Annotated in this window: 28 protein-coding genes; 13 read left to right on the forward strand and 15 right to left on the reverse strand. The window is 56.8% G+C overall.

Annotated elements, in window-relative coordinates; genetic code table 11:
- Window positions 1-8: 8 nt before the first annotated feature.
- From AC6EI9_RS01035 to AC6EI9_RS01045, 3 genes are read right to left on the reverse strand one after another with little or no spacing between them, the layout of a single operon-like run.
- Window positions 9-866 carry a metal ABC transporter permease gene (locus tag AC6EI9_RS01035; RefSeq protein ID WP_498468632.1) on the reverse strand — a complete coding sequence of 286 codons (858 nt, stop codon included), beginning with the start codon at window positions 864-866 and terminating at the stop codon, window positions 9-11.
- Complete coding sequence (locus tag AC6EI9_RS01040; protein WP_498468633.1) at window positions 859-1,629, reverse strand: metal ABC transporter ATP-binding protein; 771 nt, start codon at window positions 1,627-1,629, stop codon at window positions 859-861. Before AC6EI9_RS01040 ends, AC6EI9_RS01035 begins: the two co-directional genes overlap by 8 nt.
- A gap of 6 nt (window positions 1,630-1,635) precedes the next feature.
- On the reverse strand, window positions 1,636-2,574 hold the full coding sequence (locus AC6EI9_RS01045; protein WP_498468634.1) for a metal ABC transporter solute-binding protein, Zn/Mn family: 939 nt from the start codon (window positions 2,572-2,574) through the stop codon (window positions 1,636-1,638).
- Between the two features lie 156 nt (window positions 2,575-2,730).
- Here AC6EI9_RS01045 and AC6EI9_RS01050 point away from each other — a divergent pair, with 156 nt between their 5' ends.
- The 5 genes from AC6EI9_RS01050 (at window position 2,731) to AC6EI9_RS01070 (ending at window position 7,624) form a co-directional block, all read left to right on the forward strand.
- Entirely contained in the window at window positions 2,731-4,068 is a 1,338-nt protein-coding gene (locus AC6EI9_RS01050) for a CobW family GTP-binding protein (RefSeq protein WP_498468636.1), read from the forward strand.
- The gene (locus tag AC6EI9_RS01055; protein WP_498468638.1) at window positions 4,056-5,105 is read left to right on the forward strand and encodes a WD40 repeat domain-containing protein; all 1,050 of its coding nucleotides are present in this window, start codon (window positions 4,056-4,058) and stop codon (window positions 5,103-5,105) included. The genes AC6EI9_RS01050 and AC6EI9_RS01055 overlap by 13 nt, the downstream gene beginning before the upstream one ends.
- A 25-nt stretch (window positions 5,106-5,130) precedes the next feature.
- Window positions 5,131-5,940: a VanW family protein gene (locus AC6EI9_RS01060; protein WP_498468639.1), complete on the forward strand. Its 810-nt coding sequence runs from the start codon at window positions 5,131-5,133 to the stop codon at window positions 5,938-5,940.
- 52 nt (window positions 5,941-5,992) lie between these two features.
- Window positions 5,993-6,250: a hypothetical protein gene (locus tag AC6EI9_RS01065; protein ID WP_498468640.1), complete on the forward strand. Its 258-nt coding sequence runs from the start codon at window positions 5,993-5,995 to the stop codon at window positions 6,248-6,250.
- Between the two features lie 168 nt (window positions 6,251-6,418).
- Window positions 6,419-7,624 (forward strand): glycosyltransferase family 2 protein, encoded by a 1,206-nt coding sequence (locus AC6EI9_RS01070; RefSeq protein WP_498468641.1) that lies wholly within the window; start codon window positions 6,419-6,421, stop codon window positions 7,622-7,624.
- Here AC6EI9_RS01070 and AC6EI9_RS01075 read toward each other — a convergent pair whose 3' ends face one another.
- Together AC6EI9_RS01075 and AC6EI9_RS01080 are read right to left on the reverse strand one after the other, a co-directional pair.
- A complete protein-coding gene (locus AC6EI9_RS01075; protein ID WP_498468642.1) occupies window positions 7,625-8,389 on the reverse strand; it encodes a GAF domain-containing protein in 765 nt (254 codons plus the stop codon).
- Between the two features lie 178 nt (window positions 8,390-8,567).
- Window positions 8,568-8,957, reverse strand: coding sequence for a putative quinol monooxygenase (locus AC6EI9_RS01080; RefSeq protein WP_498468643.1), 390 nt, complete (start codon window positions 8,955-8,957; stop codon window positions 8,568-8,570).
- A gap of 96 nt (window positions 8,958-9,053) precedes the next feature.
- Between AC6EI9_RS01080 and AC6EI9_RS01085 the strand changes: the two genes are divergently transcribed.
- On the forward strand, window positions 9,054-9,548 hold the full coding sequence (locus tag AC6EI9_RS01085) for a cupin domain-containing protein (RefSeq protein WP_498468644.1): 495 nt from the start codon (window positions 9,054-9,056) through the stop codon (window positions 9,546-9,548).
- Window positions 9,549-9,569: 21 nt separating this feature from the next.
- Here the strand turns inward: AC6EI9_RS01085 and AC6EI9_RS01090 are convergent, their stop codons facing one another.
- On the reverse strand, window positions 9,570-9,698 hold the full coding sequence (locus tag AC6EI9_RS01090) for a hypothetical protein (RefSeq protein WP_498468645.1): 129 nt from the start codon (window positions 9,696-9,698) through the stop codon (window positions 9,570-9,572).
- Window positions 9,699-9,747: 49 nt separating this feature from the next.
- Window positions 9,748-10,224: a cupin domain-containing protein gene (locus tag AC6EI9_RS01095; RefSeq protein WP_498468646.1), complete on the reverse strand. Its 477-nt coding sequence runs from the start codon at window positions 10,222-10,224 to the stop codon at window positions 9,748-9,750.
- 69 nt (window positions 10,225-10,293) lie between these two features.
- On the opposite strand from AC6EI9_RS01095, the gene AC6EI9_RS01100 reads away from it, so the two are divergent.
- Window positions 10,294-10,716, forward strand: a complete 423-nt coding sequence (locus tag AC6EI9_RS01100; protein ID WP_498468647.1) for a DoxX family protein — start codon at window positions 10,294-10,296, stop codon at window positions 10,714-10,716.
- Between the two features lie 87 nt (window positions 10,717-10,803).
- On the opposite strand, the gene AC6EI9_RS01105 is transcribed toward AC6EI9_RS01100, so the two are convergent.
- Window positions 10,804-10,998, reverse strand: a complete 195-nt coding sequence (locus AC6EI9_RS01105) for a hypothetical protein (protein ID WP_498468648.1) — start codon at window positions 10,996-10,998, stop codon at window positions 10,804-10,806.
- 94 nt (window positions 10,999-11,092) lie between these two features.
- The gene (locus tag AC6EI9_RS01110) at window positions 11,093-11,239 is read right to left on the reverse strand and encodes a hypothetical protein (RefSeq protein ID WP_498468649.1); all 147 of its coding nucleotides are present in this window, start codon (window positions 11,237-11,239) and stop codon (window positions 11,093-11,095) included.
- A 124-nt stretch (window positions 11,240-11,363) separates the two neighbouring features.
- Here AC6EI9_RS01110 and AC6EI9_RS01115 point away from each other — a divergent pair, with 124 nt between their 5' ends.
- Genes AC6EI9_RS01115 through AC6EI9_RS01125 form a run of 3 tightly spaced genes read left to right on the forward strand, consistent with a single transcriptional unit; the run spans window position 11,364 to window position 14,920 of the window.
- Window positions 11,364-12,320, forward strand: a complete 957-nt coding sequence (locus tag AC6EI9_RS01115) for an SdiA-regulated domain-containing protein (RefSeq protein WP_498468650.1) — start codon at window positions 11,364-11,366, stop codon at window positions 12,318-12,320.
- Window positions 12,313-13,269, forward strand: coding sequence for an SDR family NAD(P)-dependent oxidoreductase (locus AC6EI9_RS01120; protein ID WP_498468652.1), 957 nt, complete (start codon window positions 12,313-12,315; stop codon window positions 13,267-13,269). Before AC6EI9_RS01115 ends, AC6EI9_RS01120 begins: the two co-directional genes overlap by 8 nt.
- A 19-nt stretch (window positions 13,270-13,288) precedes the next feature.
- Window positions 13,289-14,920: a hydroxysqualene dehydroxylase gene (locus tag AC6EI9_RS01125; RefSeq protein WP_498468654.1), complete on the forward strand. Its 1,632-nt coding sequence runs from the start codon at window positions 13,289-13,291 to the stop codon at window positions 14,918-14,920.
- A 21-nt stretch (window positions 14,921-14,941) separates the two neighbouring features.
- Here AC6EI9_RS01125 and AC6EI9_RS01130 read toward each other — a convergent pair whose 3' ends face one another.
- Both AC6EI9_RS01130 and AC6EI9_RS01135 read right to left on the reverse strand, forming a co-directional pair.
- Window positions 14,942-16,681, reverse strand: a complete 1,740-nt coding sequence (locus AC6EI9_RS01130; protein WP_498470114.1) for a gamma-glutamyltransferase family protein — start codon at window positions 16,679-16,681, stop codon at window positions 14,942-14,944.
- 101 nt (window positions 16,682-16,782) lie between these two features.
- Window positions 16,783-17,289, reverse strand: coding sequence for a DUF3828 domain-containing protein (locus AC6EI9_RS01135; RefSeq protein ID WP_498468655.1), 507 nt, complete (start codon window positions 17,287-17,289; stop codon window positions 16,783-16,785).
- Between the two features lie 2 nt (window positions 17,290-17,291).
- Between AC6EI9_RS01135 and AC6EI9_RS01140 the strand changes: the two genes are divergently transcribed.
- Window positions 17,292-17,654 carry a hypothetical protein gene (locus AC6EI9_RS01140; protein ID WP_498468656.1) on the forward strand — a complete coding sequence of 121 codons (363 nt, stop codon included), beginning with the start codon at window positions 17,292-17,294 and terminating at the stop codon, window positions 17,652-17,654.
- 1,233 nt (window positions 17,655-18,887) lie between these two features.
- Here the strand turns inward: AC6EI9_RS01140 and AC6EI9_RS01145 are convergent.
- The gene (locus AC6EI9_RS01145) at window positions 18,888-19,988 is read right to left on the reverse strand and encodes a S1C family serine protease (RefSeq protein ID WP_498468658.1); all 1,101 of its coding nucleotides are present in this window, start codon (window positions 19,986-19,988) and stop codon (window positions 18,888-18,890) included.
- Window positions 19,989-20,590: 602 nt separating this feature from the next.
- Between AC6EI9_RS01145 and AC6EI9_RS01150 the strand changes: the two genes are divergently transcribed.
- Window positions 20,591-20,938: a hypothetical protein gene (locus tag AC6EI9_RS01150; RefSeq protein WP_498468660.1), complete on the forward strand. Its 348-nt coding sequence runs from the start codon at window positions 20,591-20,593 to the stop codon at window positions 20,936-20,938.
- A 330-nt stretch (window positions 20,939-21,268) separates the two neighbouring features.
- Window positions 21,269-21,610, forward strand: coding sequence for a GIY-YIG nuclease family protein (locus tag AC6EI9_RS01155; protein ID WP_498468661.1), 342 nt, complete (start codon window positions 21,269-21,271; stop codon window positions 21,608-21,610).
- Window positions 21,611-22,180: 570 nt separating this feature from the next.
- On the opposite strand, the gene AC6EI9_RS01160 is transcribed toward AC6EI9_RS01155, so the two are convergent.
- The 3 genes from AC6EI9_RS01160 to AC6EI9_RS01170 all read right to left on the reverse strand — a co-directional run bounded on the left by AC6EI9_RS01160 (window position 22,181) and on the right by AC6EI9_RS01170 (window position 23,725).
- The gene (locus tag AC6EI9_RS01160; RefSeq protein ID WP_498468662.1) at window positions 22,181-22,546 is read right to left on the reverse strand and encodes a hypothetical protein; all 366 of its coding nucleotides are present in this window, start codon (window positions 22,544-22,546) and stop codon (window positions 22,181-22,183) included.
- A gap of 155 nt (window positions 22,547-22,701) precedes the next feature.
- Entirely contained in the window at window positions 22,702-23,175 is a 474-nt protein-coding gene (locus AC6EI9_RS01165; protein WP_498468664.1) for a DUF805 domain-containing protein, read from the reverse strand.
- A gap of 106 nt (window positions 23,176-23,281) precedes the next feature.
- A complete protein-coding gene (locus AC6EI9_RS01170; protein WP_498468666.1) occupies window positions 23,282-23,725 on the reverse strand; it encodes a hypothetical protein in 444 nt (147 codons plus the stop codon).
- Window positions 23,726-23,890 lie beyond the last annotated feature (165 nt).

Genomic DNA, 23,890 nt, shown 5'->3' on the forward strand with positions numbered 1-23,890 from the left:
GGCCTCGCTCAGATCTGTGGGTCGAGTGCTGTCGATGATGGTCGCCTGAAGACGCGTGAACTGAGGATCAGGGCGATCAGAAATCCCAGGAACTGCACCATCACCACCGAGGGGCCTGAGGGAAGGTCGGTGAGCCCGGATGTCAACAACCCCAGCAATGCACAGGTGCCTCCCAGGATCGAGGAGACGAAGACATAGAGCGGAAAACGACGACAGAGCAGGCGCCCGGCACAGGCAGGGATCACCACAAAGGCACTGATCAGAAGCACTCCGACGGCTTTGATCGACACCGCCACCACAACAGCAAGCAGCACGATGAAGGCCAGTCGATGCCATCGGGTCTGGACACCGACAGCACCCGCCAGCTCCTGATTCAGGGTGAGCAGCACCTGAGCACGCAGGCTGAGGCACAGATAGATCAGTGCAGCGGCCAGCATCATGCCGATCACGATCAGGTCGAGAGTGCTGACCCCGAGGATGTCTCCAAACAGCAGCTGGCGAATTCCACCCCGATAGCTCTCCACCAGGCTGAGAAACAGAATTGCTGCCGCCAGAGAGGTCGAATACACAATGTTGAGCAGGGCATCCGTGGGGAGAGAGCTGCGCTCCACCAGCTGATTCACCAGGAGGGCGAACACCACCGCAAAGGGGATCAGAACCAGTGTGGGATTCACGCCGATCAGAATTCCCACCGTGATGCCCAGCAAGGCGGAATGACCGAGGGCATCGCTGAAAAACGACAGTTCCCTGAGCACGGCAACACTGCCGAGCAAACCGCCGAGCGCTCCTGTGAGCAGACCGCCGATCAAGGCGCGCTGCATGAAGGGTTCGGCGAGAACAAGCGCCAGCGCTTGAGTGTCAACCATGACACTGATGCCTGTACGGAACCATGTTGGGTCCATACAGATCAACGAGTCGTTCAGGAGTCAGGGTGTGGTCCGGTGAGCCACTGCAGCAGAGGCGACGATTCAGTCCCAGAACCTGGTCGCTGCTGCGACGCACCATGTCGAGATCGTGAGAAACGTGCAGAACGGTCCATCCCTCCTGACGCCGCAGCTGCAGCAGCAGCTGTTGGAAGCGTTCGTTCGATGGCACATCAAGGCCTGCCTGTGCTTCGTCAAGCACCAGGAGCTGACGGGGCCGGACAACGCAGAATGAAAGCATCACGCGTTTGAGCTGACCTCCCGACAGTTCGCTGAGCAGACGATTTCTCAGATCGATGCAACCGGTGCGATCCAGGGCCGTTTCAATGGCAGTTCTGCGTTGGCGATGGTGCTGCCATGGCCAGCGTGGTCCTGGCGGATCAAACCCGAAACCGACGAATTCGGCCACGGTCAGGGGGAAGCGCCCCTGCAAGGCAAGACTCTGCGGCACGTAGGCGATCTGGGATCTGATTTCAGCGGGAAGGTCGCCCTTGGCTGAAAGCTGTTCGCCGAGAATCTGCACCTGCCCTGCTGTTCGTGGCAGCAGGCCAAGCAAGGCGGCCACCAGGGTGCTCTTGCCGGCTCCGTTGGGGCCAACCACAGCGGTCTCGCTCTCGCTCTGGAGTTCGAAGGAGACCTCTTCAACAGCAAGGCGACCTGACCGTTCAACCGACAGGTCGCTCACCACCACCACCGGGCTGTGCATCAAGCGTCAGTCCCCGATGGCTTGAACCAGATTGTTGACGTTGGAGCGCATCACCTCAAAGTAAGTTCTAGGCACTTTGGCGGACTCTGCTGAGCCCATCTCCAGCGGGTTGAATTCAACAATATTCACCCCGAGATCTTTCGCCAAGGCATTGAAGGAACGATTGCCTTCCTGGGGTTCGCTCAACAGGGCCTTCAAGCCGGAGGCTTTGACCTGAGCCGAGACCCGTTGCAGATCCGCAGGGCTGGGATTCATCTCCGGAAGGTCAACCAGAAATTCCGCCTTCAGGGAATAACGGTTGGCGAAATAGGTGGCGAAGTCGTGAAAGGCCACAAACGTCTTGCCGCTGTAGGGCTTGAGCTTGGCGGTGAACTCCGTGTTCAGCTCATTGAGCTTGGCGGAGAACTGCTCTGCATTCCTGTTGTATTCCTCAGCGCAACTGGGATCGGCTTTGACCAGGCCATCTCTGATGTTCTCGACCTGCTGAGCAGCGCGAACCGGATCAAGCCAGATGTGGGGGTCGTCTTCGCCGTGGCTGTGTCCATGGCCGTGATCATGGTGCTCATCGGCGTGATGGTCGTCGTGATGACCACCCCCAGCGGCTTTGATGGTGTTCACGCCCGAGCTGGAGTCAATCACCACCAGATCCTTGTTGTCAGCGGAGCTGATCAGATCATCAAGGAACTCCTCCATGCCGAGTCCGTTTTTGACCAGCACGTTCGCGCCACTGAGATCCGTCAGGTCCGATGGTGTGGCCTGAAAGTCGTGGGGCCCGAGATTGGGTGGGATCAAGGCCGTGACGTCTGCGCAGTCACCAGCGACTGCTTCAGTGAACAGGGTGATCGGCAGAAAAGTGGTGACCACGTTCACTCCCTTGCCTGGGGTTGCATCGGTGTTGTTGACACTGGGAGCCCCGCAGGCCACCAGGCCAAGCAGGAGCGACATTGCGCTCAGACGCGAAAACACAGAAGCCATTCAGTTCTGAAAGCCAGGACGAGTGTGAGGTTCAGAGCTCAATCGAGCCCGCGACAAAAATGATAATCATTATCGCGACGACTGCCCAGGCTCACTAGCTTTGCGAAAGCGCGCTGTTCAAAGTCAATGCATCAAAAGGTACCCGTTACAATTTTGACCGGTTATCTGGGGTCTGGAAAAACAACTTTATTGAATAAAATTCTCAGTGAAGAACACGGCAAACGTATTGCTGTGATTGAGAATGAGTATGGGGAAGTTGGCATTGATCAAGGCCTTGTGATCAACGCCGATGAAGAGGTCTTTGAGATGTCCAATGGGTGCATCTGTTGCACTGTTCGAGGGGATTTGATCCGGGTTCTTGGCAACCTGATGAAACGACGCGACAAGTTCGATTACGTCTTGGTTGAAACAACCGGGCTTGCTGATCCTGGACCAGTAGCGCAAACATTTTTCATGGATGATGAGATCCGTGATGAATTCACTCTTGATGGAATTGTCACGCTCATTGATGCTGCGCATATTGATCAGCAGCTTGAACGAAGCAATGAGAGTTCCGAACAAGTGGCGTTTGCTGATGTCTTGATTCTGAACAAGTCTGACCTTGTTCCTGAGGATTCACTGGTGAAGCTGGAGTCACGCCTGCGTGACATGAACACCATGGCCCGAGTCGTGCGCAGCACCCAGGCCGAAGTGCCTGTTGAAACGGTGCTGAATCTGAGCGCCTTCGATCTTGATCAGATTCTGGAACGTCGTCCAACATTCCTTGAGCCGGAATATCCCTTTGAGTGGACCGGTGTTTATCAGCTTGAACCAGGGAACTACGAGATGACTCTCGATGATGGGCCAGACCCTGAGATGTCTCTGGTTGCAATCCCCGGGCAGGACGCTGATGAAGATGCGCTGAAGCAAAGCGCTGAGCTGTGCGTTCGGCTCTTCGCCCAGGCCGCGCAACCCCTCAAGCCAGGCGATTCGATTGCTGCCAACCAACATCTCAGTCTTGAGTTGGAGTCGAAGGGGACGAAATCGTTTCTGTTTGAAGTCAAGAACGAAGAAACGATCGGTTTCTATGCCCAGCACACGGCAGAGGAATTCGACCTGAAGATCATCAAGGCCGGGCAAGTGATGAGCCCGATCAAAGAGCGCGTCTGGGTAGCAGAGCACGAGCATGACGATGAGGTCGGTTCCATCGCCATCGAGCGTCAGGGCAATGTTGATCCTGAAAAGCTCCATCAGTGGATTGGAACACTGCTGGCAGAAAAGGGCGTTGATATTTTCCGGACCAAGGGATTCATCAGTTACAAGAATGAATCCCGGATAGTTGTGTTCCAGGGGGTCCACATGTTGTTCACCGCCCAACCGGGGCAGGAGTGGGGAGATGCGCCGCGCTGCAATCAGCTCGTGTTCATCGGCCGTAATCTTGATGAGGCTCAGATGCGCAAGGACTTTGACGAATGCCTGATCTGAAGACATTTGCCCCCCAGGGCATGCTTCATGAGGGTTGGACTGCCCAGGTTGATGACTACGCGCTGGCCTGTGGATGGACGGGCGATGGAGATAATCTGCTTGTTGGCGATGTTGCCGGTGGATTGTCTCTTTTTGCAGGCAAGACCGGTGAACTGATCTGGACCAAAAACAATCTTCACCAGGGTGGTTTACTGGCTCTGGCGATTCATCCGAAAGGGGATCGTTTCGCCACATCCGGCCAGGATGGTTGCGTCCTGATCTGGGATGGTCAGCGGGGGGAAATCCTGCACTCGATCAAGCCTGGGCGAGGCTGGGTGGAGCATCTTGCCTGGTCAGCCAGCGGCGACATGCTCGCTGTTGCTGCATCAAAAATCGTTCACATCTATCACCCTGATGGTGTTGAGAAATGGTGCACTGAGGAACACCCCAGCACCGTGAGTTCGATTGCCTGGTCGAAGCCCGATGAGCTCGCCACCGCTTGTTATGGGAAGGTCAGCTTCTTTGACATCACCAGGCAGCAAGTTGCCCAGGAATTGAAATGGCAGGGATCCCTGGTCTCCATGGTGCTGAGCCCCGGCGGAGACATCGTGGCCTGCGGCAGCCAGGACAATTCCGTGCATTTCTGGCGCCGATCAACCGGCCTGGATGCTGAGATGACCGGCTATCCAGGAAAGCCCAGTCAGCTGGCGTTTGATCAAAGCGGTCAGTTTCTGGCCACTGGTGGCAGTGATCAGATCATTGTCTGGAATTTTCAAGGTGATGGTCCTGAAGGATCACTGCCCGGTCAGCTTGTGCTTCATCCCGAACCCGTTTCCACCCTCGCTTTTGCACATGAGGGACGGATCCTGGCCTCAGGTGCGAGGGATGGATCGGTGTTTGTCTGGTTGCTTGATCACAATGGTGATGGCAATCCACTGGGAGGAGCCTTCACCGCTGAAAAGATCAGTGCGGTGTGTTGGAAGCCGGATGACACCGCCCTGGCGGCGATTGACTCCGATGGACGCGTCTCTGTGTGGCCATTCAAAATTCGTGGCTGACCTCTGAGTCAGTCCCCTGTTGGGCATGTTTGAACTTCCCCAACCCATTCAGCGCAACAGGATCCGGCATTTGCTGGGTCGAGAGTTCCATATTGCAAAACGAAAGATCCACTGGTTGATGGGTGGCCAGAGCTGGGCTGCCCGCTCGGACGACCTGTTGATCAACCATCTGAAGTTCAGTCATCAGTCGTTGATTCTTCGTCCTCTGCCAGGAGTGGATCTTCAGCTCCAGCACAACAAGCGCAGGAATCTCGAGCTGGCAATCGCTCGATTGGACCGAGTTGTGTTGCGTCCCGGCGATACATTCTCAGTGTGGAAGCTGGTTGGCCGGCCGACCAGAAGCAAAGGTTATCTGGATGGTTTGGTTTTAAAACAGGGAAGGATTGCTCAAGGTCCGGGAGGGGGACTTTGCCAGTTGGGAAATCTTCTGTTCTGGATCGCAGGACACAGTCCACTCACGATCAGCGAGCGATGGAGGCATGGGTTTGACGTTTTTCCTGATGTGAATCGATCGATTCCTTTCGGGGCTGGAGCAACATTGGCTTACAACTATGTTGACCTGCAGTTGACCAATCACACGGCCTATTGCTTTCGCATTCACTTATGGCTGGATGAGACACATCTGCATGGTGAGCTCTTCTGTGACACCAACTATTCATCGACTTACACCCTGGTAGAGCGCCATCACCAGATCAAGCAACAGATCTGGGGCGGCTATTCCAGGCACAATCAGATCTTCCGGATCCGGCAGGATCTCGATGGTTCCAGCTCAGAGAGGCTGCTGGTGGAAAACCACGCCCTGATGATGTACGAGCCGTTGTTGACCGCAGCTTGAGCCAGGTGGTGTGGATGTGGCTAGCTAGTTGAAGTGACCTGTCTCTCTGCCCATGGACTGGATGCTGCTGCTGTTGATTGCCGCTTCCCATCTGGCCAGCGCCTTTCTGGCCGCGACGATTGCGCGGCAGAAGGCTCGCAGCAGCAGGATGTGGTTCATCGCGGGCCTGCTGTTCGGCTTGCTGGGTCTGATCGCCGCTGCGGGTCTCCCCGATCGTCATCAGATTGTTTTTCTGCGCCATCTCGCTGAAGCGCAGGGATACAGGAACAGGCGTGGATCTGGAGGCAAGGCAGGTCAGTCACAACACTGAAACCCACCGAAGCTGTTCACTCTGCCTGGCTTCTTGAGCTGTCCGTTCAGCTGCGCGGTCATGCCGACACCTGTTGCACTGAATCATTGGATGGGGCGACCTGTGGACTCGCGTCGCTTGTTCAGCAGCCCCGGGTGATTTCCTGGAGTGATCGATTCGGATCTTGTCTTGGCCCCTCTGCTGATCACAGCCCTGTTGCTGGTGGCCACCGCTTTTGCCGCCTGCGCCGGTCTGCTGATCGCTCTTGTGGGGTTGCAGCGGGTGTTTTCGATCGCCCCCTGTCTCGAGGCAGCGCCTGAGCTTGATCCTGCGGACACCTCTCTGTGCGTGGTGATCCCCGCCTACAACGAAGTCGACAACATCGGTCCCTGTCTTGCCAGCGTGCTTGCCAGCGACACTCCCTGCCGTGACTGGCAGGTGCTGGTGGTGGATGACGACTCCACGGATCTCACCAGCGAACAGGCACTGCGCACAGCGACTGAGTGCAACGCTGCTGAGCTGCCGTTTGAACTGCTCAGGGCCGGCCCCCGTCCCGCCGGTGAACGCTGGGTGGGCAAGAACTGGGCCTGCACGCGGGCCATGGAGCAGGTGACCAGCCACTGGGTGCTGTTCATCGATGCCGATGTGCGTCTGCAGCCCGCGGCCTTGCGCCGTGCACTGGCTCAGGCGATCAGGGAAGAGGCGGATCTGTTCAGCCTGGCGCCACGGCTTGGCTGCGGCTGCCTGGCGGAGTGGATGGTGCAACCGATCATGGCCAGCCTGCTGGGGCTGGGGTTTCCAATCGAAGCCACCAACGACCCTGCCTCAGAGGTGGCGTTCGCGGCAGGGCCCTTCATGCTGTTTCGCCGCAGCGCCTACGAGGCCGTTGGCGGGCATCGTGCTCTCGCCGCCGAAGTCGTGGAGGATCTGGCCCTGGCCAGGGGCATCAAGGGTGCCGGCTTCCGCTTGCGCTACCTGCTCGGTCTGGATGCGGTGGATCTGCGCATGTATGCCGATCTGCCATCGCTCTGGGAGGGGTGGACCAAGAACTGGTTGATCGGTCTCGATCGCGACGTGGGCAAGGCACTGGGTGCTGCCGCTGTGGTCGTGCTGATGTTCAGCGTTCCCTGGCTGCTGCTGCCCTCGGCGCTTGTGCTGCTCTGGCTGTTGCCCCAGTTGTCGGGCTGGTGGCTGCTGTTGCTGGGGTTGGCGTTGCTGGGGATCGGGCAGCAGCTGGCTCTGCGCTTCTGGCAGCGCCAGCGCTTTGATGTTCCGCTCACCTACTGGTGGCTGATGGGTGCGGGAGGCCTGCTGCTGGGGGCGATCGGACCGGTGTCGGTGTGGCGCACGCTCACCGGCCGCGGCTGGACCTGGAAAGGTCGTCAGCTGGCCTGATCAGAGCCCGTCATCGAGCACCTGGGCTGGTTTCAAGGCGTCTTGCCCTGACTCCCTGCTCTCTGCCTGCCAGGCCTCCAGCACTTCCGGGAAGTGCTCTTCGATGCAGTGGTCGCAGATGCCGTGAGAGAAGTTCAGGGTGCTGCGTCTGGCGAGGTACTGATCGAGATGCACCCAGTCGCCACGCTCATCCTTGGCTTTGCGGCAATAGCTGCAGGTGGAGATGATTCCCGAAGGCTTGCTTTCGGAACAGAACGACTCGAGCAGATTGATCGAGCGCTTCCTCAGATCAAGGAATGACACCACCTGACGGGAGAGCGCCTCCATGATCTGCAGCTGACTGCCTGACAGATGACTGGGTTTGCGGTCGATCACGCACAACGTTCCGATTCGATGCTCTGTTTCGTTGTTGAGCGGGAATCCTGCATAGAACCTGATCTTGGGATCGCCGCAGACGAGTGGGTTGTCGACGAAGCGATCATCGCGAAGCGCATCGGTCACGATCAGGGGCTGGTCGCTGTGGATGGCATGGGCGCAGAACGACCAGTCTCTGGGGGTTTCATCGGCATCGATTCCCACCTTTGATTTGAACCATTGCCGGTCGCTGTCCACCAGGCTCAGCAACGCAATCGGCGCCTCGCAGACCAGGGAGGCCATATGGGTGATGTCGTCGTACGACTGCTCAGGGCGCGTACCGAGAATCCTGTATTCGCTCAGGGCTCTGAGGCGTTCCTGTTCGAATTCAGGGATGACAGCGGTTTTCATCGCCTGACGCATTTCCCCAACAACGTATGCGCCATTGCGAGATTGACTGCGTCCGGCAATGGAAATTCACGGCGGAGATGTTGGTCTGTGAAGTTTCAATAGGAATGAATGAGATCGCAGGTCTCCGCAGTGATCCCCCGATGTAGGCAGTCGCTGAGCCTGGCTCCAGGTTCCGCTGTCAGACGCGGCTGTAGCCCAGTCGGCTTTCGTAGATCTTCAGCGGCAGCCCGAACGATTCCATCAGGGCGCGGCATTCAGCGCCGACCGTGCCGTACACCTCAACGCTGAAACCATCACCCAGCTCAGCATGTTTCTGCAGGTACTCCTGCACCGGCGGATTGCTCACATGGGCGGAGAACGCCGCATCATTGGCGTACACCTCCGACCACACGAAGGCCTGGGGATCGTCGGGGTCCTGATCAAAGGTGTGATGCAGCATGCCCGGCTCACTGGCCTGCACGGCCGCATCGGTGTCTGCGGCGAGCTGGAGATAGGCCTCCACGCAGTCCGGCTTCACGTGGATGCGGGCCAGCAGCATGAACGGCGTTGAGGAATCGAATCCGGCCATCACTTCAGAACAGGTGCTCTGATCTTCGCGGCAACAGCTGCCGGGGATCGGTTACGGGTCACACTGTCGAAGCTGTCCGTTCCGATTTCCGAATTCATGCGCACGATCGTTCTCCCTGCCCTGGCGGCAGCATCCGTTCTGCTGGCCGGCGTGGCGGGCTGCTCGAACCGCGGCAGTGAGACTTCCGCTGATTCCGCCGCTGCGACAGCTGACGTCGCAGCCACCGAAGTCAAGATCGACGAGCTGTTCAGCGGCTCGAAAACGCTCAACGGCACGACGCTGAGTTACCCGGAAGGCACGCCGGAGCTTCGCCTCTACCGGGTTGAGATCCCCGTGGGCGGCAAGATTCCTCTGCACTCCCATCCCGCTCCGATGCTGGTGTACGTGCAGGGTGTTGATTCCGGCGATCTGTTCAACACCCGAGTTCAGCCCGATGGCAGCGAGGTGAGCGGAGTGATCAAGTCTGGTGAAACTTTTCTCGAGGGCTCCTCTGAACCCCATTTCGTGGAGAACAGGAGCGACAAGCCCACGGTTGTGTGGGTGATGGTGGCCTCGGTTGGGGGGATGCCCACCACCGAATGGAGCGAATGAGGCGCTGAGGCCGCTTCGGGGTCAGGCCCGGGTGGCTTCGCCGCAGCCCAGATCGAGTGCGGCCAGCGCGGAGGGCTGTTCCAGGTGGGTGCGCCAGGGCTGGCGCTTGGCTGTCTGATCGCCGGCGGCATGTCCCTGGTAGTCGCTCACGCCGCCGAATTCGTGGGCTTCCAGCCTGTGAGCGCTGTGATCAGGGCCTTCAGGGCTGCGTCTGCGGCACCAGGTCGATCACCACGGCCGTGGCTGGTTGGTCGGAGTCGTTTCTCCAGCCGTGCAGCACACCGGTGGATTCGAAAACGGCCTCTCCGGCGTTGCGCTGGATCGCGCGGGGACCTGTTCCGTCATCGCGGATCTCGATCAGGGATCCATGGATCAGGTAGGCAACACCGGGTCGTTGCTGATGCTGATGCCAGGCCACTGATCCACCGGGAGCAATCGTGATGCGCCTGGTGCGCAGCATCCGGCCTTGCAGTGCGGCGAATTCCCTGGAGAGATCCAGGCTGCCCAGAGGCTGCACGCTCACCTTTTGGGTGGTGGAGGGTGCATCACGGGGCGCTGGGCGTTGTTCGCGGGCGGGCGTCACGGTCGAGGATTCATGGTTCCCGTGAGCCAGGGCCGCGGCTCCCGGAACCAGCAGGCCGGTGAGGGCGATCAGCGACAGAACGGGGGCTCGCATGGCTTCGCTCGATTTGGTCACTATTGTTTCAACCACTTTCAAAGCGGTGCCTGTGACCGCTCGATCGACATGAGTACTCCCGTTTCGCCCAACCGGGTTCTGGATTTTCTGGGCCGCGTTTTCATCGCGGCCGTGTTTGTGAATGCAGCTCCGGGCAAGATCACCGACTTCGCCGGCAACGCTGCGCGTATCGCGTCCAAGGGCATCCCCGAGCCCTTGGCGAATGTGCTGTTGTTCGCAGCGATTCTGGTGCTGATCGCCGGTTCGATCCTGCTGGTGTTCGGCGCTGACACGATCCTCGGGGCGTCGCTGCTGCTGGTGTTCCTGGTGCCCACCACGCTGATCTTCCATGCCTTCCCGTTCGAGACGATCCCGTTTCTGATGAATCTGGCCCTGATCGGCGCTCTGATCCTGGCGATCACCCGGTCAACGGCCAATGCTGCGCCCAACTTCCGCAGGGTGCGGGCCAAGGCCTTCGACAGCATCCGCTGACTGGCATCTGCTGAAGGTGACCGGAGCGGTTCAGGTCATAAAAAACCCCCACGCGTCGGTGGGGGTGAATGCCTGAGGTTCAGAGCCTCACTCGTCGAAGACTTTGCACATGGGTGAGCCGGGATGGGTATCGCAGATCTCGTCGAGCACTTTGTCGCGGTGACGGCTGTCGGGGTTGTTGACTCCCGCGTCCTTTTTGGGGTCGAACTCTTCGGTTGAGTGCTTTTCGTTGGTGCCGTAAGGGAGTTCATACTCCTCGAACTTGTGCTTGCCTTCAGACATCGCGCAATTCCTCCTACAGAACGAATTCCTTACGTTCAGACCTTAGAGAGCCTGGAAGGGGAACCGAGCAACTTTGGCAATTCTTCCGTTGAGCTCAGCTGCCTGAGGAGCGCAGCGGTTTGTGCTGGATGCGCAGGCGCTGGGGGATTTCGCTTGCGCTGGGCAGTTGCAGCTGGGCCTCGGCCCAGTCCTGCATCAGCGCTTCCAGCAGGGATTGACGATCGCCGAACAGCCGAAGCATTGTCCTTGCACCTGAGATTCACTCTCAACAAAGCACGGTCGTTCTGCTTGGAGCAAGTGATTCTCATTAGCGTTCACATTGTGTTGCGCCAGAATTTCGCAAGCTCCATCTCCTCAGCAGATCGATGCGTCGACGTTCCCTTTTGGCACTGGCGCTGACCGCTGGCTCAGCCGTTGGAGCGTCAATGATCGGTGGGCGTCCCAACCCCCAATCCAGCCACCGTCTCACCGGGATCAATCCAGCTACGGGGACATCAACTGCCATGGATTCCACACCGTTGATGGGGCCGTTCCGCCTTGAACTGATCAGCAGGCACACCATCCGTGATCCAGCCCTGGGCCTGAAAGAACCCTCGGGTCTCAGCCTGAATGCCGATGGCACGGCGCTTTACACCGTCAGCGACGACGCCAAGGCCATCTACTGCATGGATCTCGAGGGCCGGGTGTCGACCAGTGAGTTGTTGGTCGTGAGCGTGTCGGATCTGGAGGGTCTCGCTCTCAGCAGCGACGGCCAACAGCTGTTCGCGGTGCAGGAAGAAAGCAACACCGTGATCAGGGTTGATCTGGCAAGTCGCCGCGAACTGCAGCATCGCCCTCTGGCTGAGATGGCCAACTACGCCAGTGTTGCGATGCACTTCCCTGCCGGGCCGGATAACAAGGGTCTGGAGGGGATCACGGTGAACAGCATCAATCAGCATGTGTTCGTGGTCAAGGAAGGACGACCCGGGCTGCTGATCGAACTCGATGCCGGGTGCAGCACGATCCTGTCGTCGCGGTTGCTCAACCAGGCCAACGGTTTTTCCCATCCGAAGCTGGGGCCTCGCAAGCTCGACTTTTCGGGGTTGAGCCACGACCGCCAGCGCGACACGCTTTGGATCGCCAGCGACCAGGGGCAATGCCTGTTTCATTACGACTGGAATCGCGACCGGGTGCTGCAGCGCCTGGATCTGGTGCTCGAGCCGAAGGGCAAATCCAGGCGCGTGCGCAAAGCCGAAGGCATCGCCGTGGATTCAGAACGTGGCAGGGTTTATGTGGTGAGCGATCGTGACGCCGAGCTCTACGTGTTCCAGCTTCATGGCTGATCCTGCATCCCAGCGCGTGCTGCTCACCGGAGGAAGCTCCGGCGTGGGTTTTGAGGCGGCGAAAGTTCTCAGTGCCCAGGGGCATCAGCTCACGATTGTCTGCCGCAACCAGGCCACGGCCGATCAGACCCGCAGCCTGATGCCCGGTTCTGTTCACACCCTGATCTGCGACCTGGCTGATCTCGGGGCCGTTGCCACGATGTGCAGCCAGCTTGTGGATCGCGGCACGGCGTTGGATGCGCTGGTGCTCAATGCCGGTCTGCAATACGCCGGTGCCTCCGAGGCGCAGTTTTCGGTGCAGGGCATCGAGCTCACCTTCGCGGTGAATCAGCTGGCCCATCAGCTGATGGCGATGCGGCTGCTGCCGCTGTTGCACCAGGCCAACCGCCCGAGGGTGGTGATCACAGCGTCTGAGGTGCATAACCCCGGCAGCGGTGCCGGCAAGGTGGGCAAGCCCGCGGATCTCGGCGATCTGGAAGGGCTGCGCGCCGGGGCCGGTTTCGCGATGGTGAACGGCAGCCCCAGCTTTGATGGCAACAAGGCCTACAAAGACAGCAAGCTCTGCAATGTGCTGATGGCACGGGAGCTCGACCGCCAGCTGGAGGGCGCCCTGCCCGTGATCGCCTGGAGCCCTGGTCTGGTGATCACGCGCAACAGCGGCGGCTTTTTCCGGTACAACAAGCGCAGCAATCCTCTGGGTATGGGGGCGTTTGCGTTTGTGGCCCGCGATCTGCTGCGGATCACGGAATCGCCCGAGAACGCCGGTCGCTTGCTGGCGCAGCTGGTGTGCGATCCGGAGATCGCGCCGGGGTTCCGCTACTTCACCAACAAGGTGGTGGGCTTCGGTGGGCATCGGCTGGAGCCCACCGACACCAGTGCTGAAGGTGCTGATCTGCAGAAGGCCAGGGAGCTTTGGCAGCTGTCGGAGCAGTTGATTTCCCTAACTTGAGCGCACGCACAGCAGCTTCATGGGCGAAACGGGTTCTTCAGTGCAGCAATCGCATGTGGTGGTGGTGGGTGCCGGCTGGGGCGGCTGGGGTGCCGCCAAGGCGCTCTGTGAAGCCGGCGTGCGTGTGACCCTGATCGATGGGATGGCGGATCCCAGCGGCAGCGAGCCGATCACCACCGGGAGCGGCAAGCCATTCGAGGCCGGCACCCGCGGCTTCTGGAAGGACTACCCCAACATCAATGCACTCACCGATGAGCTGGGGCTCGGCTCGATCTATACCGACTTCACCACCAGTGCCTTCTGGTCGCCGGATGGGCTGGAGGCCACCGCACCGGTGTTCGGTGATGCGCCGCAGCTGCCCAGTCCGGTGGGGCAGGTGCTGGCCACGGTGAAGAACTTCAAGCGACTGCCCGTGCCGGACCGGCTCAGCATCGCCGGACTGCTCTACGCCATGCTCGATCTCAACCGCAGTGATGCGGTGTACCGGAGCTACGACGCCATCGATGCGCTGACGCTGTTCAAACAGCTGCGCATCAGTGATCGCATGATCGACGATTTCCTGCGGCCCACGCTGCTGGTGGGCTTGTTCAAGCCGCCGGAGGAGCTCTCGGCGGCGGTGACCATGGAGCTGCTCTACTACTACGCCCTGGCCCACCAGGACTCGTTTGATGTGCGCTGGATCCGCTCCAAGAGCATCGCCGAACAGCTGATTGCACCGCTCAGTGAACGCTTGCGTGAACGCCATCAGCTCACGGTGCTGGGCGGCACTCTGGCCACCAAGCTGAACGTGTCAGTTGACGGCCAGAGCATCCGCTCGCTGGAGACCCGCAACGTGATGACGGGCAGCAGCGCTGTGCTCGATGACGTGGATGCGGTGGTGCTGGCCGTGGGCGCCAAGGGCATGAGCTCCCTGATGTCGCAGTCGCCGCAGTGCGGCGTGCTGGCACCGGAGCTGGTTCAGGCCGGTACGCTTGGCACGATCGACGTGGTGTCGGTAAGGCTTTGGCTGGATCGCTACGTGCCGGTTGCCGATCCCGCCAATGTGTTCTCGCGCTTCAGCGCACTGCAAGGCTCCGGTGCCACCTTCTTCATGCTCGATCAGCTGCAGAAGGCGTCGGAGGCTGAGCTCTGGGGTGGTGAGACTCCGCAGGGATCGGTGATCGCCAGCGATTTCTACAACGCCACCGCGATCGCTGAACTGAGTGATCGGGCGATTGTCGATTGCCTGATGCAGGATCTGCTGCCGATGGCGCAGCCCGCCTTTGGCGAGGCCAAGGTGGTGGATCAGGAGGTGCGGCGCTATCCGCGTTCGGTGTCGCTGTTCTCGCCGGGGAGTTTCAACAAGCGGCCACCACTGGAAACCTCACTGGCCCCGGTGGTCTGCGCCGGCGACTGGGTGCGCATGGGTGAGAGGGAACACGGAGCCAAAGGGTTGTGTCAGGAACGCGCCTATGTGTGCGGTCTTGAAGCGGGCAACTCGCTGCTGAGGCGCGGCATCGTGCGCGGCGAGGCTGTGCCCAGAACGAAGCAGCACCCTGTGATTCCGATTCGCTCGGATGAACCGCAGGTGCTGCTGGGTCGTGCGCTCAACAAGCTGGTGATGGATCCGCTGGAGACCCTGGGCATCAACTGGCCCTGGCTGGCGAAGTAGCCAGCTTGGCGGGGTTCAGGTTCAGGGCAGAGCCAGGGCGGTGCCTTCCCGGCGTGGGTCGGCCGCGCCGTGCCAGCGGCCGTTGATCTTCTGCACCAGAGCGGTGCCACTGCCAACCCGCTGCAGGCGTGCGGGTTGATCGTTTGTCTGTAGCTGGTCCAGCGGCAGTGGCCAGGGGAGTGGTGGATCCTGTTCCAGCACGAGCTGCTGGCCGCGGCTGGAGAGATGGGGCAGTCCCACGCTCCGCCGCGGTGATTCGTTCCAGGTCAGTGAGGCCAGCAGCACCCGGCTGAGCAGATGGGGGATGCTGCGGCCTCCCGGGCTGCCGAGCGCCAGCACCGGCTGGCCCTGCCAGAACACCAGGGTGGGCGCCATCGACGACATCGGCCGCCGTCCAGGCAGGCGTCGATTGGCGACCGGTTGGTCGTTGATCCATGGCGCAAAGGCGAAATCGGTGAGCTGATTGTTCATCACCATGCCGGCCACCAGGTGCCGACTGCCGAACACCGTCTCCACCGAGGAGGTGTAGCTCGCAATGTTGCCGAACCCGTCCACGATCGTGACCTGGGTGGTGCCCTGTTCGCGGCCCTGGCCAGGATGGCCGTAGGGATAGTGAGTGAGTCCTGGTGGCAGCCCCGGAGCGGGTTGTGCTGCGGGTGTGGCCTGGATCTTGTTGGCTCGGCCCTTGATGTAGGCCGGATCCAGCAAGGCCGTGGCGGGAGCACCACCATCGATCGGATCATGCACCCAGTAGAGGCGGTCGGCATCGGCCCAGGCCTGGGCTCTGGCCAGTTGCCTCCAGGTCTGCGGATCAGCGGCGCTGGAGCCGGGAAGATCCGTGGACTGGTTGAGCAAGGCCAGGGTCTGCAGCAAGCCCACGCCACCACTGCTCGGCGGCGGCATCGTGCAGATCCGGTGCCTCAGTTGCTCGCTGCAGAGCGGTTGGCGGCGCAGCACCGCATAGGAGGAGAGGTCTGCTGGGCTCCAGCCGCGGAAGTCAGGGTCGCCGGTCTGCAGCACGTCCATCTCCCGCAGGATCTGCCTGGCCAGGGTTCCGCGATAAAAATCAGGGCCGCCCTGCTGAGCCAGTGCTTCCAGCGTGCGTGCCAGCTGCGGATTGCGGAAGGCTTGACCGGCCGGTGGTGGCTTGCCGCCGGGAAGGTAGAGCGCAGTGAATGCTTGGTTGTGACCCACTCCGATGCGCTGGGCCAGGCTGATCGAACGCAGCAGCCGTGGGCTGGGCAGGAAGCCATCGCTGGCCAGCTGGATCGCCGCTTGCAGCGTGCTGGCCCAGCTCAGTCGTCCGAACTGCTGATGGACCTCCCAGAGCAGCGCCACTGTTCCGGGGATGCCGATCGCATCGAGTCGTGCCGTGGCTTCGCGCCAGGGCAGGGGGGCTCCAGTTGGCGTCAGCAGGTCGCCGGGCCGGCTGCGTTCAGGTGCAACTTCGCGCCCATCCAGCACCTCCAGATTTTGTTGCTGCGCATCCCAGTAGAGAAGGAAGCCACCACCGGCGAGACCGGAGCTCTGCGGTTCAACAACGGCCAGCACGGCCTGCGCTGCGACCAGAGCATCGGCTGCCGTGCCGCCATTTTTGAGCACTTTCAGGGCTGCTGAACTGGCCAGGGGATTGGCGGTGACCACAACCGCAGAACCTGCGGCCGTGGAGATGGGCTTGCGGCCTGGGTCGGAGGATTCTGGGTCGTCGCGGCTGACCGGTGCCGCCGCCGCCGCCGCCGCAAAGCTGCCGGCGCTCAGCATCAGCAGCAGAGCTCTGAGCAGTGGAGAAGGGCTAGGCAAGCGGCGTCGTTGACTTCACACACCAGCTTGGTCGCTGCTCAGCGTCTGCGTGGGGGAGTGGTTCAGGGCATTGACTTGATCAGTTGCTGCAGAAACGGCTTGAGCTGAAAGACCCGCTCATTGAGGTAGGTGATGTCGTTGATGCGCCAGCTGCCTGTGCTGTCCTTGTTCAGTTCGTAGAGCAACTTGCGTGGGGGTTCGCCTGTTCTTCCTCTGAGACCAGCCTGCACATTCACCTTGGCCTGGATACTGTTTTCGATCTCCGCACTGCAGCCAGTGACTCTGGCTCCGAACGTCATGACCTGGGTGTTGCTGAACACATCGAAATCCAGATAACGACCATCCCGCGTGGGTGTGAGTTGTCTGGCCTCAAGCAGCAACTTGAACAGTGATGGTGTGAAGCGCTGACGCTGTGTGGCCAGAGCCTTCACCGCGTCACCACGCTGATCCATGCGCTGCACCTGCCAGTGATAGAGGCCATCGAGCTGGTCGATCACACCTTGTGGGCAGGCTTGATCGGCTGCAGGAAGCGCAACGGCGATCAGGCTGGTGGCCAGCAAAGACAGCATCGGTGCGCTTCGGTTGGGATCAGTCTGGCGGTGGCAACCCACCAGGACTGTTGCTTGTTCAATCCTTCAAAAGTGATCGCCAATTCGTTTCATTTGTCTCCAATGCCACCGCATTGCTGATTGGAAGGCGGCATGATTTCCTCACGTGGATGGTCAAGCCGACCAAGACGCGGAATCCAAATAAACGGACCAATTCAATGAGCCGAAGAGGAATTCATCCCCTTTTGATGGGGTTGGAGAAGACCAAGCGCAAACCCATCGAGAAGAAACAGGTTGAACTGTCTGGCTATGAGTCAGCGCAGCGCAAGCGTTTCCTTCGTTCTGAAGCTGAAGCCGAAGAGTCTGAGCAGAGCAAGGCCGCCTGAGGCTGGATCGCTCTGACGGATTGCATTAAGAGGGGGGCGGCATGGCCGCCTCCGTCCTCATGACGTGGGTGCCCCACCAAGAGCGTTTCCCACGATCCATTGATGGCAATGGAATGGAGATCGGGCAACTAAAGATCGCCTGCTGATTGAAAGTCTGTAGACAGACTGAATCGCGGCTTGGAAGATGCTGATGCATCACAAGCAGGTAATCAGGCATAACTTCGTTAGCCCTTGGCGTCCATGTCATCGGTCCTGAGCTGTTTCAGGTAAACGCGCCATCGGTGGTTCGCCAAGAGTGCCTCCAAAGGCTTCCGAGGCACAAGCTCCAGAAGGTTGGGGGCCAGCCATCATCTCGGCCCTGCTTACGGCGCTTGCGGGCTACGAGTGCGGCAAATTCCGCACGAATTGGCTGGGCCTTGCTCCTGCGGCTACTGGCATCTGTAGAAAGCGCATCCCAAACGTCAGGCGAATCCTCAGCCTCTGGTGGAATCCAGGTCGACATCGACTGGTGCCGTCTTGAGCAGTTTGAGGGCAGACACAGCGACAAGGGCCAGTCAGTGGTCCCCATGACTCACCGGCAGCCCCCTCCCCTATCCCTACGAGCGCTCCTCACCACGACCAGAGAAACTGGCTTGAGAGCTAGGGCCACCCCCCACAGGGGGGACTACGCCGATCACGCGATTGATAACACCCATCTCATCGCGAGCAGCATTTTGCGGGGTCTGCCAGTTGCAGGGTGAGCTAGCAAGGAGTGACTGGAAAAGCCTGAAATGCGCTGGCTGAGCTTGATCGTTGCTGCAGGTCTGATTACTGGATGCGGGCAGGGAGTGAAAGGAGGGGCGATGGTTTTCAACTGTGATTCTTTGAGCAACGGCCAGGGTTATCGAGTGACATTCACGGAGAACGATGTAGGACATGTTGAGGTGATGAGCGGGGAGCAGCCATACCGATTCGAGGAGGTAAGTATTGGCAGAAAGGAAGCTGGAGAAGGCTGGAGGAGATGGATTACGAATACGAGTCGAGATGGAGTAGCGAATAGCTGGACAGAGCTAAACACCAAGACCGGAGCGTTACGGTTGATTGATATTGACGGCAATATTGGCCTACAAGGAAGCTGTCTCAAGTTGAGCTGATACCTAAGGCGAGGAAATACATACGCTTAAGCAATCTTCAGAGGCCAATACAAGTTGCCAGGGAAATATTTAGATATTAGAGATCCCAGAAACTACTAACCTAATTGCCACCCCAGTTGATAAGTGATTCACTGTCTATCCAAGACTGAGCACCTTTATCGGAGTTGACAATAAAGTATTTTTTACCCTTGTGCTCAGTCAGCTCGTTGTCAATTTCCCCATAACTAACCGTGCCACTGCCAATATCCTGAATCTCGTCACGGGCGTCAGTATAGTTCGTGAATTTTGTGCTGTAACCATCGCTCCAATTTACGATTACTATTCCTCTTTCAGGGTTTGTTACTTTGCAGGGTAGAGATGTCAGCTTGTCCTTGGGAGCGTCTGGATGAGCAGAAGTCCAGCACAGTTGTGGATATTTAGTAGCAGCCATGTTGTTGGAAGCAATTGAAAAATGTTTGCTGGGGGTGGTTTGTACTTCGCGGTTCAAGAATGCCGTTAATTGTCCTGATGAAATTCCAAATGCAAGTCCTTCGCTGTCTCTGCGAATGTAGGTAGAGACGCCAACGACGCACCCAGTTTTGTCAAGAATCGGTCCGCCAGAATTCCCTGGATTAACAGGAGCGTCAATCTGAATTACGCGGCCTTCTTCTCTATGTGCGCTTACGATTCCTCGTGTAATCGTGAACTCTAAGCCTCTTGGAGCGCCAAGTGTAATAATGTCAGCTCCTATTTTTGCCTTGTATTGTTTGATGTTGAGTACTTTGCCTATAATTCCTCTAACCTCGAGCAATGCTAAATCATTATCGAGGCTCTGAGAGTCGCCAATTTTTACGACAGCCGCTTGATTCTGCGATCCATCTGACCATTTTAGGTTCACGATACTGTTACTATCGACAACATGTCCATTGGTGATGAGCAATGTCGAATTATCTTCGTGCTTCACCACAAAAGCGCTACCAACGCCCGATTCTGTACGAACCACCGCAATGCCGTTCTTTGAATTATCAAATAACTCTTCTGCCGAATATTCCTGTATTGAACATTCTGGCGCGGTATCTCGTTTAACCCTTTGGATGGGCGACGAATAGCTAGTATTGTGTGACGCCATTTCACGCTTTGCCTCTTCTTCATTGCAGCCTGTAATGGCAGCAATAACGAGTGCAAAAAGCAGTGATAGAGGAAAAGAGTTTTTATAAGTCATATTTAGATTGTCTTTGACCGATAGATTCTCACAAACACCCGGTTGGGTGATTTGTCATTTCCCCCCTTCCCCCATTTGGGTGATGTGAATCCGATTGATTCCGGAGATGGTGAAGAGGACCAGGAGGGTTGTCTTCCACGGGGGCTCCGGGATCCAACACTTGTTCAGCGGGCGACCGCATTGTTCTAATGCAATGAAAATCACTGATCCCGTCCAACAAGCCAACACTTGGACAAATATCCTGCTTTGCGTTTTGGTTGTCTCTGGAATTTTTTCAGCTTGCTCCACTGTGCTTAAAAAGCAAGCCCCGCCTCAACCTCTCGAATCAACTTTGGAGCTTAACTAATGAAAATTTACTGTCATGAAGACTGAAACTATGAAAGAGAGAATGAGAGCCATCTAAGACCCGAAAGGGATAAGCAGGGAACATCGAGCCGTCGATATCGATCTTCCGATAAGAAAACTCATGCTACCCAATCGGTAATAGCAAGTTTTTATTGATCGCTTCAATCAGGGGGTATAGCCTTATTGCTAAATCCCCCGGTTGGGGGTCGTAGAGCCTGCCCAATCAAATTAAGTTAACTACATCAGTCAAAGCACTCATGACTAACTACGCAAAGAATTCATTTACCCATCTCAATAAGGTTGAATTGATTAAGGACTGCCTTCAGGCAATCAAGACATCAAGCGAAGGAGGAGAACCCAAGAACTTTTGCCTTGTTCATTCCTATGCGGGCGACCATGAAGAGGTGATTAGTGATTTTGTCCCCACACTTGAGCAAGCGATCGATGAATACATTTCTACCCTCAACAATAATGAGTGGGATGAAGATTCTTACTACCTTACAATCGAAGGTAACTGGAGGAAAGATGAAAAAGAAGAGGATAAAGAGATTGGAATTCTCGACACTATTTATGTTGAGGAATTCAACGAAGCCGAAGATTGCTAGGGCGTTAAGTGGTGGGCCGAGCTCGTAGCCAGTGCAACTGATAGTGGATGTGATCTCATCTACTTTTTTAGGGACTGCTCCCTTGGAGCAGAGGCATCACCAACTTCAGCTGAGCTGACTGAAATCCCCCGATCGGGGGATGCTCTCGACCTTGGCTGAAAGGAGAATGAGTCCATGAACCAATGACAGCGCGCAGCAGCGTTGAAGCTGCTTGCTGCGCTCCATGGAGATGCAGAAGCAGAACGTTCAACAGTTGTCTACGGCGAATGGCTTCGCCACCTCACCACCCACCTCGAAGAAGAGCTCAGCGAAGACTGATACCACCCAACGATGAATTCACAGGCTGAATTACCGATACAGGGTTTTGGTTACGTATATGTCATTACTCACCCCAATGCCAAAGGCCTCACCAAGATCGGACTCACTCGCAACCCTGAACGCCGCGAGTCAGAACTAGGAGGCGATGGGCTGACAATCATCTGTCGAGTTTTGGTGGAAGAGCCGGAGCAGCTCGAGCGTCAACTTCATAAGAAATTCGCAACCGAACGAGTGCCGCAACCGGAATGGTTCTGCCTCACAGATGAACAGGCAGAGCAGGTCCTTTCGACGATGATCCTTGCCCACAACAAATGCCTACGCCATGTCGTCAGACCTGGCAAAACCATAGAATAGCTCATTCAAGAGAATAAAGAGCTTGAAGAATCAAAGCGAGATACCTTAATCACTAAGGACTTAATGGATCAACTTTATTGGGTGCGAACAAAAGATAAATGCCGATAATGGTTCCATAGAAATTAATCAGATGTTCTACAGGCCCACCGTCTGTCATTAAATTAATTGGTGCGAGAAACAAGAGCCCATAGATAAAAGCGACTGGCACAAGACATGCCCTCGCTCTTCTAAGGTTTAGGAGATATATAGGTAGTGAAATTATTATTCCAGCTATTGCTGTTGCGGGCGGAGCGGGGAGCTGGTCCATACTCGGTATATTTCAAGCGATAACTATATAGACGAGCATATAAGCCATAAATGACCAGAAGTAATTCTTCCTGCCTATAGGCCTAGATGGATTAAATTTATCTTTTATGAATTCAACCACCATGATCGTCAAGGAGGAGAGACGTTTCATACAAATCCTGCATCAAATTTAGCTTTCTGTATTAAACAGGACTCGGCCGGAGTGCACATCCCCCAAACGAGCCAATCTCTTCAAAGCAGAAAATAAGGCAGTAATCAGGTGGCTCAAGGCGTTCTGAGGTCAGCTAGCAGGTAATTCATAGGCATCGACAAGCCAGATGTAATTCCACCCAGTACAAACAGTGGCCCTAGCCCATGAATTAGGTATCCAGCCCTCCCAAGCACGAAGGAGATTATGAATAAAAAACCTACTTGAATTAGAAGCTTTCTTTTGAAGTTCATAATCCTCGTAATTCTTCTTGTTCTGAACAAAGCAATGATTATTGAGATCCCAAAAAATTTAGTAAATAAAAACCATGCCGGAAGAAAGCCAATCAGCTGAAGCCATGCTTGTGACGACATTAGTTCAAGGATTCCAATCCACATCAAGGCAATACCGATATATGCAATGACCTTCTGAACGGCGTTCATCGACTCGCCATAAGACTTTGTTGAGCAGGATGTTTCTGACTCTATGTTCACTGTGCGCATGACTTGGTAGAAAGTTGATGGATTTCTCTCTCCTCTATTTGAGATCAGATTCTTTAGAGAAACATCCCCCAAACGGGTGATAAAGTAGTCCGCCCTCACTCCATGCGTTTGCGGGAGATGCTGGGTTCATTGCGACAAAAATACATCGATTTCTCACCGCGAGCAAAGGTCAATACAAGACCGGGATAAAGCATGAGAATTGTGAACAGGTAGCCAATGAGCTTTAGGTATTGGTTATCTGTGAGGTCACTCAGCTCTGGCGTGAGGCAATAGATGAAATACACCATGAGCCATCTGGCATGGAGCTTGCCATTGAGGTCGCGCCATCTGCGCATGGCTAACGGAAAGTTAAACAGCAGCAGATAGGGAATCAGCCAGATAGACAAGGCTAATGAACCTTGCGGTGTATCTGGTTCAAAGCCCAAGCCAGTGAAGTAAATGGTGCCGATTAACAGGTAAGGGATGCCTAGGAAAATGAACCGACAAAAATTGCCCCAAAAGAATTCATCACGGCCTGCGGTGCCGCCATAGCTGCAATATTGCTGAATTCGCCTACTAAAACTAGCCATTAGAAACTCCTAGTAATATCTGTTAGAGATCTTGAAAAAATGACGGTGCGAGCAGTAAGTCCGACTTTTGTTCAAAGATGATTATCAATTTATAAGTGGTCACGCATCATTGGCCTATCTCTTTAAAAGCCTGGTCCAATTTCATTCTCTGCACAGGTATCTCATTTTGCTGCACGTGATAAGCCATCATTGTTGCTAGAGCAATTAACCAATACCAACTGGGTACAGGTGTGGCAACAAAAAATATCAAAAGAGCTAGAGCGGGGAACCAAGTTGGCGCTCCACCATGCTTGACCAAACCCATCAAGAAAATACAGGCAGGCCAAATCAAAAACATCAAAAGCCAGAGAGGGCTACCCCGATTCACCGTTAAAACGACAGGTGCGATGACTGAGGCAAGCATTGAACTTGTAGTGAGCAGGTTGGCAATAAGTTGAGTTCTCTGAAAGTGCATCATGGCTTTTGCTTCTCTATTGAAGTCATTGCTGTCTTGTACTTCGACTGACATGCTGCCTTTTAAATCAATAACTCCACCTTCGTGGAACGCCAAAAAGAAGTAATCCCCTATTCGGGGGATTAATCAGGCTTCGCTCCACTCGAAGAGCTCCTTGGCCGTGGCTAGTTGGGTGTTGAGGAAGCCCAGTTCAGCAGGGAACTGATGACGGATTTCAGAGAGCTCGGCAAAAGCCCGAGGGAGTCCTCTCCAATGCAGCCG

The organism is Synechococcus sp. MIT2312, from assembly GCF_059772315.1.

What these genes read in the sequence shown, in the direction of transcription:
- AC6EI9_RS01105 (WP_498468648.1), bottom strand. Translation starts at nt 10,998, where the DNA reads ATGTCTGAAGGCAAGCACAAGTTCGAGGAGTATGAACTCCCTTACGGC.
- AC6EI9_RS01155 (WP_498468661.1), top strand. Translation starts at nt 21,269, where the DNA reads ATGAATTCACAGGCTGAATTACCGATACAGGGTTTTGGTTACGTATAT.
- AC6EI9_RS01075 (WP_498468642.1), bottom strand. Translation starts at nt 8,389, where the DNA reads ATGAAAACCGCTGTCATCCCTGAATTCGAACAGGAACGCCTCAGAGCC.
- AC6EI9_RS01125 (WP_498468654.1), top strand. Translation starts at nt 13,289, where the DNA reads ATGGGCGAAACGGGTTCTTCAGTGCAGCAATCGCATGTGGTGGTGGTG.
- AC6EI9_RS01060 (WP_498468639.1), top strand. Translation starts at nt 5,131, where the DNA reads ATGTTTGAACTTCCCCAACCCATTCAGCGCAACAGGATCCGGCATTTG.
- AC6EI9_RS01055 (WP_498468638.1), top strand. Translation starts at nt 4,056, where the DNA reads ATGCCTGATCTGAAGACATTTGCCCCCCAGGGCATGCTTCATGAGGGT.
- AC6EI9_RS01095 (WP_498468646.1), bottom strand. Translation starts at nt 10,224, where the DNA reads ATGCGAGCCCCCGTTCTGTCGCTGATCGCCCTCACCGGCCTGCTGGTT.
- AC6EI9_RS01035 (WP_498468632.1), bottom strand. Translation starts at nt 866, where the DNA reads ATGGTTGACACTCAAGCGCTGGCGCTTGTTCTCGCCGAACCCTTCATG.
- AC6EI9_RS01165 (WP_498468664.1), bottom strand. Translation starts at nt 23,175, where the DNA reads ATGGCTAGTTTTAGTAGGCGAATTCAGCAATATTGCAGCTATGGCGGC.
- AC6EI9_RS01065 (WP_498468640.1), top strand. Translation starts at nt 5,993, where the DNA reads ATGGACTGGATGCTGCTGCTGTTGATTGCCGCTTCCCATCTGGCCAGC.
- AC6EI9_RS01120 (WP_498468652.1), top strand. Translation starts at nt 12,313, where the DNA reads ATGGCTGATCCTGCATCCCAGCGCGTGCTGCTCACCGGAGGAAGCTCC.
- AC6EI9_RS01135 (WP_498468655.1), bottom strand. Translation starts at nt 17,289, where the DNA reads ATGCTGTCTTTGCTGGCCACCAGCCTGATCGCCGTTGCGCTTCCTGCA.
- AC6EI9_RS01050 (WP_498468636.1), top strand. Translation starts at nt 2,731, where the DNA reads ATGCATCAAAAGGTACCCGTTACAATTTTGACCGGTTATCTGGGGTCT.
- AC6EI9_RS01085 (WP_498468644.1), top strand. Translation starts at nt 9,054, where the DNA reads ATGCGCACGATCGTTCTCCCTGCCCTGGCGGCAGCATCCGTTCTGCTG.
- AC6EI9_RS01100 (WP_498468647.1), top strand. Translation starts at nt 10,294, where the DNA reads ATGAGTACTCCCGTTTCGCCCAACCGGGTTCTGGATTTTCTGGGCCGC.
- AC6EI9_RS01045 (WP_498468634.1), bottom strand. Translation starts at nt 2,574, where the DNA reads ATGTCGCTCCTGCTTGGCCTGGTGGCCTGCGGGGCTCCCAGTGTCAAC.
- AC6EI9_RS01040 (WP_498468633.1), bottom strand. Translation starts at nt 1,629, where the DNA reads ATGCACAGCCCGGTGGTGGTGGTGAGCGACCTGTCGGTTGAACGGTCA.
- AC6EI9_RS01160 (WP_498468662.1), bottom strand. Translation starts at nt 22,546, where the DNA reads ATGAACGCCGTTCAGAAGGTCATTGCATATATCGGTATTGCCTTGATG.
- AC6EI9_RS01115 (WP_498468650.1), top strand. Translation starts at nt 11,364, where the DNA reads ATGCGTCGACGTTCCCTTTTGGCACTGGCGCTGACCGCTGGCTCAGCC.
- AC6EI9_RS01130 (WP_498470114.1), bottom strand. Translation starts at nt 16,681, where the DNA reads ATGCTGAGCGCCGGCAGCTTTGCGGCGGCGGCGGCGGCGGCACCGGTC.
- AC6EI9_RS01150 (WP_498468660.1), top strand. Translation starts at nt 20,591, where the DNA reads ATGACTAACTACGCAAAGAATTCATTTACCCATCTCAATAAGGTTGAA.
- AC6EI9_RS01110 (WP_498468649.1), bottom strand. Translation starts at nt 11,239, where the DNA reads ATGCTTCGGCTGTTCGGCGATCGTCAATCCCTGCTGGAAGCGCTGATG.
- AC6EI9_RS01145 (WP_498468658.1), bottom strand. Translation starts at nt 19,988, where the DNA reads ATGACTTATAAAAACTCTTTTCCTCTATCACTGCTTTTTGCACTCGTT.
- AC6EI9_RS01080 (WP_498468643.1), bottom strand. Translation starts at nt 8,957, where the DNA reads ATGGCCGGATTCGATTCCTCAACGCCGTTCATGCTGCTGGCCCGCATC.